The following is an 11,923-nucleotide window of genomic DNA, read 5'->3' as shown; positions in this document are numbered from 1 at the left end:
GGCCTGTTCCTCGAACCGCTCGACGAGCGTCCCGGCCCGGCGGCCGGCCGCCCGCTCGCCGTCGGGGCGACGGCCCCAGGCGCCGAGCACCAGCTGCCTCTCCTGCTCGGTCAGGAGCGGGACGGCGGCCACGGGAGTCGAGGCCGCGTGGGTGAAGGTGTCCAGCAGCAGGCGCAGCCGGGAGGAGACCAGCTCCATGCGCCGATCGTCGAACAGGTCGGTGCGGTGGTTGAGTTCGAGCCGCAGACGTGCTCCGGGCACGGCGACGACGCTCAGCGGGTAGTGGGTCGAGCCGCTGATCTGCTGCTCGGCCGCGTCGGTCTCCTCCGGCAGCGGTGCCAGGCGCAGACCGGGCGCGATCTCCTGGACGGACGCCCAGTCGAAGGGCGCGTTGCCGAAGCCCGTCGAGGTGTCGTAGAGGGTGCCGAGCCCGGCCAGGCGCTGCACCTCGTCCAGGCCCACGTACTGGTGGGGCCCCAGCGCGAGCTGCTCGTCCTGCACCCGGGTGAACAGCTCGGCCAGCGACTCCCGGGGGTCCAGGCGCACGCGGACCGGCACCGCGTTCATCAGCAGGCCCACCATGGAGTCGGCGCCCGCGAGGTCCACGGGGCGCCCGTGCACGGTCTGGCCGAAGACGACGTCGTCGCGCCCGGTCAGCAGTGACAGCAGCAACGCCCACGCGCCCTGCACCACCGTGTTGAGCGTGAGGTCGTGCTCCCTGGCGGTGGCCGTGAGCGCCTCGGTGGCCTCTTCGGACAGGGTCAGCGGGAGCATCGCCGGCATCGCGGCGGCGCCCGTCGACGCGGCGCCGGGAGCCACGAGAGTGGGCTCCTCAAGACCGTGCAGCGCCTTCTGCCACGCCTCGTGCGCCGCCGTACGGTCCTGCCGGCCGTGCCAGCGCAGGAAGTCGCCGAACGGGGCTGTCGGTTCGAGGCCCGCGGGCGGGGCGGCGGCGTCCTGCAAGGAGAGCCCGGGGTGCCCGTACAGCATGCACAGGTCTTTGAGTACGAGGGGCAACGACCAGCCGTCCAACAGAATGTGATGGTACGTCAGTACCAGGACGTGCCGCTCGTCGGCCAGCCGGACCAGGGTGAACCGCATCAGCGGGGGCGCGGCCGTGTCGAAGCGCCGCAACCGGTCCTCCTCCAGGAGGGCCAGCAGCCGCGCACGCCGGTTCTCCTCGGGCTCCACCGCCAGGTCGTGCTCCGCCCAGGGCGTCGTCACCGTCCGCCGGACGAGCTGCACCGGCTGCCCGTTCGCACGCAGGCGAAAGCCCGTCCGCAGCACCGGGTGGCGGGCGAGCGTCGCGGCGCAGGCGGCGCGCAGCCGTGCGGGGGAGACGTCGCCGTGCAGCTCGAAGGCGGCCTGGATGGTGTAGACGTCCACCGCGTCGGTGTCGTACAGCGCGTGGAAGAGCATGCCCTGCTGCATCGGCGTGAGGGGCAGGGCGGACTCGATCGGCGACTCTGTCACTTCGTTCACAGATGGCTCCCCAGGGGGCGGACGAGGTGGGCTGCGCGTGAGCGCGCAGGGAGGGGGACGACGGGTCGGCCCGCCGGGGGAGGGGAAGACGGCGCGGACGGCGCCAGGACGCCGTCGCACGGCAGGCGACGGCGGGGAGGACGCCGGAACGCCCGGTTCAGCTCCGGGTGAGCAGGTCCGTCATCGAGACCAGGACCCGGCGTTCGCCGGTGAACGCCTCCCGGCCGTGCGACCAGCGCATGTTGTCGATCACCAGGAGGTCGTGGAGCTCCCAGTCGAAGCGCTGCTGGCGCCGCTCGAACGCCGACCGGACGGCGGCCACCGTCTCGTCGGGGATCGGCTCCCCGTCGCCGAACAGGACGTCGTGGGGCAGAGCGTCCTCCCCCAGCACCGCCACCAGCGCCTCACGGACCTCCGGGGCGAGCGAGGACTGGTGGAACAGCACCAGGTGGTTGAACCACAGGCGCCGCCCGGTGCGGGGGTGCGTCGCCAGGGCCGGCGCCCGGCGCAGGGTGCGCAGACAGTCGTCCGCCAGCCACTCCCGCTCCAGACCGCCCTCGGCGCAGAAGCGGTCCACCTCGGCCCGGCTGTCGGTCTGGAAGGCTTCGCGCCAGTCCATGCCGACACCGCTGCCGTAGTTGCGCACGTAGCGCAGACCGCGCCGCTCCACGGCCTCGACCACTTCGGCCGGGATGTCGTCGAGCACCCTCGTGACGTCCGTGACGGGGGTCGCGCCGCCGGTCAGGGCCGGGATCGCGGAGAAGAACGCGAGGCGGGCGGGCCAGGCACCGGCGTACGAGGACTCGCAGTGCTGCGGGATGATCTCGCGCGCCGGGTACTCGGTCGAGGTGAACACCCCGTCGCCCACCTGGCTGCGGGGCGTGGACCGCTCCGTGTACGCCAGCGGTGCGAAGCCGAGCTGCTTCAGGGCCCGTTCGAAGTCCTCGGTGCCCTCGGCCCGGGCGCCCCGGACCAGCGCAGCACCGTTCTCGGCGACGGCCTCGTCGATCATCCGGGCGTGCCCGTGGGTGAAGGACGTCAGGCTCTCGCCGTGTGCCTCGAACACGCTGATGCCGGTCAGATCGTTCAACTCTCACAACTCCCTGGAAACTGGGCGGCAGAACCGGTGCGCCTCCCGACGAAGCCCCGTACGGCCGGGACCGGTCATGCCGTGCGTCAGCGGCTGCCCGCCCATCGTGGAGGGGCACCCGGAGCAGGACCAGGCATATGGACCGGCAACCGGGCTGCCGCTCAATTGCCCTGCCGGTTCCTGGAGGGGGGCGGTCCCGGCACGCACACTCGGGGCCACGGCCACTGTTCCCCGAGGCTTCCGATTGCCGGTCGGTTGCCTGGTGGGTGGCTGAGCGGGAGGTGCAGCATCGTGGCGCATCGGCCGCCCCCGGCCACCCGGAGCGCACCAGAGAGCGGTTCACGAGAGAGCGGTTGACACTCCGAATGACTTCACGTGACGTAGTGACCCCCCAGCACACCGCGGGCAGCGGGCTCCTCCCGCTCACGGTCGCCCAGCGCGGGGTCTTCTACGCCCAGCAGCTCGACCCCGGCAATCCCGCCTACAACACGGTCGTCGTCATGGAGATCCGCGGGCCGGTGGAGGGCCACCTGCTCGCGCGTGCGGTCCGCCGGGCGGAGGGCGAGAGCGGAACCTTCGACGTGGAGTTCGTCGAGCTGCCGGACGGTCCCCGCCAGCGCCCCGTCGCCCCGGGCTGCTCTTCCTGGCGGGAGCTGGACCTCAGCGGTGAGCCCGATCCGTTCGGCGCGGCCCGTGAGCTGATGGAGCGCGACAGCCGCCGCGCGTACGACCTGTTCACCGACGTCCTGTCGGTGCACGTGCTGATGCGCGTCGGGGAGGACCACTACCTCTGGTACCAGCGCAGCCACCACATCCTGTCCGACGGCTACGGCTCGGTGCGCCACTCCCGGCGCATCGCCGAGGTGTACGAGAAGCTGACCGCGGGCCAGGAGATATCCGGCCGGCCGCTCGGCCCGCTCACCGACCTCCTCGCGGACGAGGCCGATTACCGGGCGTCCGCGGACTACACGGCGGACAAGGAGTACTGGACCGGCCTGTTCGAGGACCGGCCCGAGACGGTCAGCCTGGCCCCCGGCGTACCGACCGACGCCTCGGCCGCCGCCCTGGCCGCGACCAGTGAACTGCCCGACGCCGAACAGCAGGCGCTGCGCACCGCCGCACGGGAAGCCCGCACCTCGTGGAGCGTGGTGATGCTGACGGCGGTCGCCGCCTATCTGCACGGCATGACGGGGGCCGACGACCTCGCCATCGGCGTGCCCGTCACCGCACGGCTCGGCGCCCGGTCCGAGAACGTACCGGGCATGCTCTCCAACACGCTTCCGCTGCGGCTCTCCGTCGATCCCGGGGCGGGCCGCACCGAGCTGGTCCGGCAGGTGGGGCAGCGGCTCGGGAAGCTCCTCACGCACCAGCGCCACCCCTACGACGACCTGCGGCGCGACCTGCGGATGCTCGGCTCGAACGAGCAGCTCTTCGGCGTGCTGGTCAACATCATGCCGGCCGGCTCCGAGAGCAACTTCGCCGGCCGTGAGGCCACGCTGACCGCCCTGTCGGGCGGAGCGGTCCACGACCTCAACATCACCTGCCACCCGGGGCCGGACGGCCAGGGCCTGCGGATCGAGTTCGAGGCCAACCCCGGCCGGTACACCGCCGACGAACTCGCCGCGCACCAGCACCGCTTCATCGACTTCCTGGCCCGCTTCCTCGCCGCACCCGCCGACCGGGCGCTGGCCCGGGCCGATGTCCTGACGGCGGCCGAGCGTGCGCGGGTGCTCGCCGCAGGACCACTTCCGGGGCCTGCCGCTCCGGTGTCCGTGCGCACGTTCCCCGAGCTGTTCGAGGAGCAGGTCCGCCGCACCCCGCACAGTCCCGCGGTGATCTCCGCCGCGGGCACCGTGGACTACGCCGAGCTCAACGCCCGCGCCAACCGGCTGGCCCGGACGCTGGTGGCACGCGGGGCCGGGCCCGAAAGCGTGGTGGCCGTCGCCCTGCCGCGCGGCCTCGCCGCCCTGACGGCCGTCGTCGGTGTGCTGAAGTCCGGCGCGGCCCACCTGCCCATCGACCTCGCCCACCAGCGCGCGCGGGTCGCCACCATGCTCGACGACACGGCGCCGGTGCTGTTGCTGACCACGCGCGCGGCCGACGACCCCGCCGTCGCCCCCGACGTGGCGCGGCTGTACCTGGACGACGCCGACGACCCCGCCGCCCGGCCGCCCGTACCGGGGCTGCCGGACACCGGTCGTGCGGAGGCCGGTCGTGCGGACACCGGTCGCGCGGACACCGCGGACACCGCGGGCACCGGTCGTGCGGACATCGATCCCGCGGACGCCGATCTCACCGATGCCGAACGCCGTTCGCCGCTGCGGCCCGCCCACCCGGCGTACGTCATCTACACCTCGGGTTCGACCGGCAGGCCCAAGGGCGTCGTCGTCCCGCACACCGGCCTGGCCGGTCTCCTCGCCCACCAGAAGACGCTCCTGGGCGTCGCCCCCGGCACCCGGGTGCTGCAGTTCGCGTCACAGGGATTCGACGCCTCGGTGTGGGAGCTGTGCACCGCGCTGCTGACCGGCGCCGCCGCCGTCGTCGCACCGGCGGAACTCCTCACCCCGGGGCCGCAGTTGGCCTCTCTCGTACGCGAACTGGGCGTCAACTGCCTGCTGATGGCACCGTCCGCCCTGGCAGCCATGGAGCCGGACGGGCTGCCCGAGGGCGTCACGCTCGTCGTCGGCGCCGAGGCGTGCGCACCGGAGCTGGTCGCCCGCTGGTCCCCGGGGCGGCGCATGGTCAACGCCTACGGGCCCACCGAGTCCACGGTCATCGCCACCCAGACCCCGCCGCTGTCCGGCCGGACCGTCCCGCCCATGGGGCGTACCGTCCCCGGCACCCGCGTCCGGGTACTCGACACCGCCCTGCGGCCGGTTCCGCCCGGCGCGGCGGGCGAGGTGTACCTGAGCGGCGACGGGCTCGCCCGCGGCTACCTGAACAGCCCCCGGCTCACCGCCGACCGGTTCGTCGCCGATCCCTACGGACCGGCCGGCACCCGCATGTACCGCACGGGTGACCTGGCCCGCTGGGGCGACGACGGGGAACTGACCTACCTCGGCCGCAGCGACCGGCAGGTCAAGGTCCGCGGCTTCCGCATCGAGCTCGGCGAGATCGAGAGCGTCATCGCCCGGGAGCCCGGCGTCGGCCGGGTGAGCGTCGTCGCCCGCGAGGACCGCCCCGGCGTCCGCCAACTGGTGGCGTACGTGGTCCCGGCGGCAGGCGCAGGGCCGCTCGACGCGACCGACCTGCGCGATGCCGTCGGCCGTGCGCTGCCCCCGTACATGGTCCCGGCCGCCGTGGTGTTCCTGCCCGACCTGCCGCTGACCCCGAGCGGCAAGCTGGACCAGCGCGCGCTGCCGAGCCCCGAGTACACCGGCACCGCCGACGGCCGCGCCCCGCGCGACGAGCGGGAGAGCACGCTCTGCGCGCTGTTCGGCGACGTGCTCGGCGCGAGTGGCGTGAGCATCGACGACAGCTTCTTCGAGCTGGGCGGGGACTCCATCGTCGCGGTCCAGCTCGCCTCGCGGGCCACCCGGGCCGGCATCCCGCTCACCCCGCAGGCGGTGTTCGCGCACCGGACGGTGGCGGAGCTGGCCGCCCACGCCGCCGAACCCCGCGCGGAGCTCGTCCAACCAGTATGGGAAGACGTCGAGTTGGTGTCGCTGGAGGACGGTGAGCGGGCCCGTCTTGAGCAGGCGTGGCAGCACCTCGACACGACGGGCGAGGGCCCGCTGGCGGACGTACTGCCGCTCGGCCCGCTCCAGCAGGGGATGCTCTTCCACGCCGGGTTCGCGGAGGGATCCGACGCGTACAACGTGCAGAAGGTCTTCGGCCTCTCCGGCCCGCTGACCACCGAAGCCTTCCGGCGCGCCTGCCGGGCCGTGGTGGAGCGGCACACCGCCCTGCGGGCCGGATACACGCAGTCGGCGCAGGGCGAGCCGCTGCAACTCGTCGCCCGGCACGTCGAGCTGCCCGTGCACGAGCACGACCTGCGCGGACTGCCCTCCGACGAGCGGGACGCCCGCCTGGCCGACCTGCTGGCCCGGGACAAAAGGACCCGGTTCGACATGTCCGCGCCGCCGCTGCTGCGCTTCAGCCTGATCCGGCTGGCGGACGCGCACCACCTGGTCGCCCTGTCGAGCCACCACATCCTCTTCGACGGCTGGTCGGTGCCGCTGATCCTGCGCGACCTGCTCGCGCTCCTGCACGGCGAGGAGGCGGAACTGCCCGCGCCGGTACCGCTGCGTGCCTATCTCGCCTGGGCCGCGGGCCAGGACCGGACCGCTGCCGAACAGGCCTGGCGGGGGGCGCTCGCCGGCCTCGACGGGCCCACCCTGGTGGCTCCCGGACGCCCGGAGCCCGACGGCACCCTCCCCGGCCTCCTGGTCACCGAGCTGCCCGCGGAGCTCACCGCCGCCGTGGAGAGCAACGCCCGCGCCCGCGGCCTGACCCTCAACACCGTGGTCCAGGGCGCGTGGGCCCTGCTCCTGCACACCCTCACCGGCCGTGACGACGTCGTCTTCGGCGGTACCGTCTCCGGCCGTCCGCCGCACCTCGCAGGTGTGGACGAGATCGTCGGCCTGCTGATGAACACCATCCCGGTCCGGATCCGCCTCGCACCCGGCGAGTCACTGGCCGCGCTGCTCGCCCGGGTCCAGGACGAGCAGACCGCGCTCGCCGGCCACCACCACCTCGCCCTGCCGGAGTTGCACCGGCTCGCGGGACACGGCGAGCTGTTCGACACCTCCGTCGTCTTCGGGAACGCACCCATCGACCGCGAGGAGATCCTCAAGCAGGCACGAGGACTGCGCATCACCGTCGAGGAGTCCGACCCCACCGGCGGCACGCACTACCCGCTCAGCCTGTCCGTGGTGCCGGGAGAGCGGCTGCGGCTCGAACTCACCTACCGGGGCGACCTGTTCGAGACGGCCGAGGCCGAGGCCTGCGCCGCCCGGCTGCGCCTGGCCCTGGAAGCCTTCGCCACCGCTCCCGACGCTCTGGTCGGCCGGACGGCACTGCTCACCGACGCCGAGCGGCAGGCCCCTGCGCACGGCGCCGACGACACCGCGGCCGGTGCCCCGGCCACCACGCTTCCCGCCCTCTTCGCCGCACAGGCCCGACGTACCCCGGACGCCGTCGCGGTCGTCTGCGACGGCGAGCGGATCAGCTACGCGGAACTCGCCGAGCGGGCCGGCCGGCTCGCCGGCGCCCTGGCCGCCGAGGGCGCGCGCCCGGGACAGGTCGTCGCGGTCCGGCTGGCCCGGTCCGTCGAGCTGATCGTCGTCCTGCACGCGATCCACCTGGCGGGCGCCGCCTACCTGCCGCTCGACCCGGACTACCCGGACCAACGGATCCAGCACATGCTGGAGCAGACCCGGCCCGTCCTCGTGGTCGACGACGCCTTCCTGGCCGCCCTCGACCGGGAGAGCGCCGGCCCCGTGCCGGACCCGGGGCTGCTGCCCGCCCACCCGGCGTACGTGGTGTTCACCTCGGGCTCGACGGGCCGCCCCAAGGGCATCGTGGTGACGCACGCGGGCGTCACCAACTACCTGGCCGGCATGCAGGAACGCCACCCGCTCGGCGCGGGCGACCGGGTGCTGCAGCGCACCTCGCTCAGCTTCGACCCGTCGGTGTGGGAGATCTTCTGGCCGCTGCACCAGGGGGCCGCCGTGGTCGTGGCCCGGCCCGAGGGCGAGGTCGCCCCCGGCTACCTGCCGGAGCTGATCCGCGAAGAACGGGTCACCGTCGCTCAGTTCGTACCTTCGACGCTTGAGGTCTTCCTGCGCGAACCGGGCAGTGACCGCTGCTCCAGCCTCACTCGGGTGTTCGTGGGCGGCGAGCAGTTGACGGGAGCGCTGGCCGACCGTTTCCACGCCGTGGTCGGAGCGGAGCTGCACAACCAGTACGGGCCCACCGAGGTCTCGGTCTACACCACCACCGGCCGTGCAGCGGCAGCGGGGAACCCGGCCGCCGTACCGGTCGGCACACCCCTCTCCCACCTGCGGGTGTATGTGCTGGACGGGTTTTTGCGGCCGGTGCCGGTGGGTGTGGTGGGGGAGATTTATATCGGTGGTGCGGGGGTGGCTCGGGGGTATGCGGGTCGTCCTGGGCTGACGGGTGAGCGGTTTGTTGCGGATGTGTGGGGTGAGCCGGGTGCGCGGATGTACCGGACGGGGGATCTGGGGCGTTGGGGTGCGGGTGGGGTGGTGGAGTACTGCGGTCGGTCTGATTTCCAGGTGAAGGTGCGGGGGCACCGGATCGAGCTGGGGGAGATCGAGGCGGTGCTGGCTGCTGATCCGTCGGTGGTGCAGGCGGTGGTGGGGGTTCCGGTCGACGGGGCCGGGGTGACGCACGTGGTGGGTTACGTGCGGGGCGCGGCCGGTGTGGTGGTGGACGGTGCGGCTGTGCGGGAGCGGGTGGCCCGGGTGTTGCCGGAGTACATGGTTCCGGTGTGTGTGGTGGTGGTCGAGTCCTTCGCGTTGACGCCGAACGGGAAGGTGGACCGGCGGGCTCTGCCGGTTCCTTCGTTCGATGCGGGCGGTGAGTACCGGGCGCCTGGTTCGGCGCGTGAGCGGGTGCTGCACGAGGTGTTCGCGGAGGTGTTGGGGCGCGAGCGGGTGGGGGTGGACGACAGTTTCTTCGAGTTGGGCGGGGACTCGATCACTTCGATGCGGTTGGCGGCGCGGGCGCATCGGGCGGGGTTGTCGCTGACCGCGAAGGACGTGTTCGTCCACAAGACCATCGCCCGCCTCGCCACCGTCGCCCAGGACATTGACCCCGGCACCGAAACCTCCCGCACCGAAGAACTGGTGCGGATCGACGCCGACGAATTCGACGAGCTCGAAGCCCAGTGGGAGAAGACATCGTGAAGCAGACGTCCCTGGAAGCGGTCCTGCCGCTCACTCCGCTCCAGCAGGGCATGCTGTTCCATGCCCAGTTCGACGGCGGCCGAGCCGAGGGCGAGGACGTTGACTTCTACAACGTGCAGACGCCCCTGGAACTCGTCGGCGCCCTCGACACCGAGGTGCTGCGCGCATCCGCCGCCGCGCTGCTGGACCGGCACGCAAGCCTGCGCGCCGGCTTCCTCAGACGCCGATCGGGCGAGGCCGTCCAGGCGGTCGCCCGGACGGTGGAACCCCACTGGGAAGAAGTCGACTTCTCCGGCTTCGGCGCCGACGAGCGCCGGGCGCGGCTGGCGCGGCTGCTGACCGAGGACCGGGCCCGCCGCTTCGACATGGTGAGGCCGCCGCTCCTGCGGTTCACCCTGGTCCGGCTGGCGGCCGAGCGGCACGTACTGGTCGTCACCCACCACCACATCCTGCTCGACGGCTGGTCGGTCCCGCTGGTGCTCAGCGACCTGTTCCACCTCTACCGGGACGGCGGGAGCAGCGCGAACCTGGCACCCGTGGTGCCGTTCGCCGACTACCTGGGCTGGCTCTCCCAGCAGGACCGCGACGAGGCCGAACGGGCGTGGCGCGCCGCGCTGTCCGACACCGACGGCCCGACGCTGGTGGCCGGCGGAAGCGGCACCGGCGCATCGGACCGCGGTCAGCGGCGCGTCGTCGTACAGCTGGCGGAAGCGGCCACCGCCCGGATCGCGGAGGTCGCCCGCGCCCGCGAACTCACCGTCAACACCCTGGTGCAGGGTGCCTGGGCGCTGATGCTCACCTCCTTGACGGGCCGTCAGGACGTCGTCTACGGCAACACCGTCGCCGGCCGCCCGCCGGAGCTCCCCGGCAGCGACCGCATGGTCGGCCTGATGATCAACACCGTGCCCGCCCGGGTCCGCGTCGACCCTGCGGAGCCCGTGGCCCGCCTGCTGTCCCGCATCCAGGAGGAGCAGACGGCCCTGTCCGGCCACCACTACCTGGGCCTCGCGGACATCCACCGTGCGGTCGGCACCTCCGAACTCTTCGACACCACCGTCGCGTTCGAGAACTTCCCCGTCGAGCAGGCCGTGCAGGGCGCTTCGGTGGCGGGCCTCACCATCGGCATCCTGCGGGACGCCGTCGAGGACACCCCGGAAGGCACCCACTATCCGCTGAGCCTGGCCGTCTACCCGGGCGAGGGCCTGCGCTTCGAGCTCAACTACCGCGAGGACGCGTACACCGAGCAGGTCGCCACCGGAATCCTCACCCGGCTGTGCGCCCTCCTGGAGGACATGGCCGCCCGCCCCGAACTGCCCGCCGCGCAGTTGCCCGTGTGGGGCGCCGACGAGTCGGGCGACCTGCTGGGTACGTCCCGTGGCCGCACCGTCGCGCACGCACCGCGGACCCTGCCGGACCTGTTCGAGGAGCAGGTCCGTGCCACTCCCGACGCGACAGCCGTGGCCGACGCCACCACCAGCCTGACCTTCGGCGCCCTCAACGCCGAGGCCAACCGGCTCGCCCGGCTGCTGCGCGCGCACGGAGCGGGCCCCGGCCGGCTCGTCGCCGTCGCCCTGCCCCGCACCACCGACGCGGTCACCGCGATCCTCGCGGTGCTCAAGTCGGGCGCCGGATACCTCCCGGTCGACGCCGGGAATCCCGCCGAGCGCGTCGCCGCGATCTGCGCGGAGGCCCGGCCGGTACTCGTCCTGGCCGCAGGACCGACCGCGCACATCCTGCCGGACGGCGTACCGGCACTGCTCATGGACACGGCCGAACCGCCTGCCGACGCGTCGGACCTCACCGACGCCGACCGGACCGGGGCGCTGCGCCCCGCCGACCTCGCGTACGTCATCTACACCTCGGGCTCCACCGGCCGCCCCAAGGGCGTCGCCGTCGAGCACCGCAACCTGGTCAACATGTTCCACAGCCACCGGGCGAACTTCTTCGAGCCCGAGCGGGCCCGGGCGGGCGGGCGCCGGCTGAGCGCCGCACTCACCAACTCGCTGGGCTTCGACGCGTCCTGGAGCCAGCTGCTGTGGATGGTCGCAGGGCACGAACTGCGCATCGTCGACGACACCGTGCGCAAGGACGCCCTGGCCCTCGTCGATTACGTGGCCGACACGGCCGTCGACGTGCTCGACACCACTCCGTCCGTCGCCCGGCAGTTGCTGGACGCGGGCATGTTCGCGGGGGAGCGGCACCGCGTGGGGACCCTCGCGCTCGGCGGCGAGGAGGTCGGCGACGACCTGTGGGCCGAGCTGCGAGACGTCCCCGGGCTGTCCCTCTACAACCTCTACGGCCCTGCCGAATGCACGGTCGACGCGATGTTCTGCCACGCCGACGGGTCTGCCGGGCCCTCACTCGGAGGCCCCGCCGACAACACCCGGGTGTATGTGCTGGACGGGTTTTTGCGGCCGGTGCCGGTGGGTGTGGTGGGGGAGATTTATATCGGTGGTGCGGGGGTGGCTCGGGGGTATGC

Annotated in this window: 4 protein-coding genes; 2 read left to right on the top strand and 2 right to left on the bottom strand. The window is 73.1% G+C overall.

The features are described 5' to 3' along the window. The coding region (locus ACWGIG_RS30260) for a condensation domain-containing protein (protein ID WP_453324875.1) at nucleotides 1-1,482 on the bottom strand (1,482 nt) is incomplete at its 3' end. Nucleotides 1,483-1,639: 157 nt separating this feature from the next. Then, nucleotides 1,640-2,572, bottom strand: coding sequence for a TauD/TfdA family dioxygenase (locus tag ACWGIG_RS30255; RefSeq protein WP_453324874.1), 933 nt, complete (start codon nucleotides 2,570-2,572; stop codon nucleotides 1,640-1,642). 383 nt (nucleotides 2,573-2,955) lie between these two features. Here ACWGIG_RS30255 and ACWGIG_RS30250 point away from each other — a divergent pair, with 383 nt between their 5' ends. Beyond that, the gene (locus ACWGIG_RS30250; protein ID WP_453324873.1) at nucleotides 2,956-9,444 is read left to right on the top strand and encodes an amino acid adenylation domain-containing protein; all 6,489 of its coding nucleotides are present in this window, start codon (nucleotides 2,956-2,958) and stop codon (nucleotides 9,442-9,444) included. Further along, on the top strand, nucleotides 9,441-11,923 hold a 2,483-nt coding region (locus ACWGIG_RS30245), incomplete at its 3' end, for a non-ribosomal peptide synthetase (RefSeq protein WP_453324872.1). The genes ACWGIG_RS30250 and ACWGIG_RS30245, both read left to right, overlap by 4 nt.

This window comes from Streptomyces sp. NPDC054863, assembly GCF_053610825.1.
The sequence above is the reverse complement of the archived record's forward strand: the minus strand, read 5'-3'. Positions and strand labels throughout refer to the sequence as shown.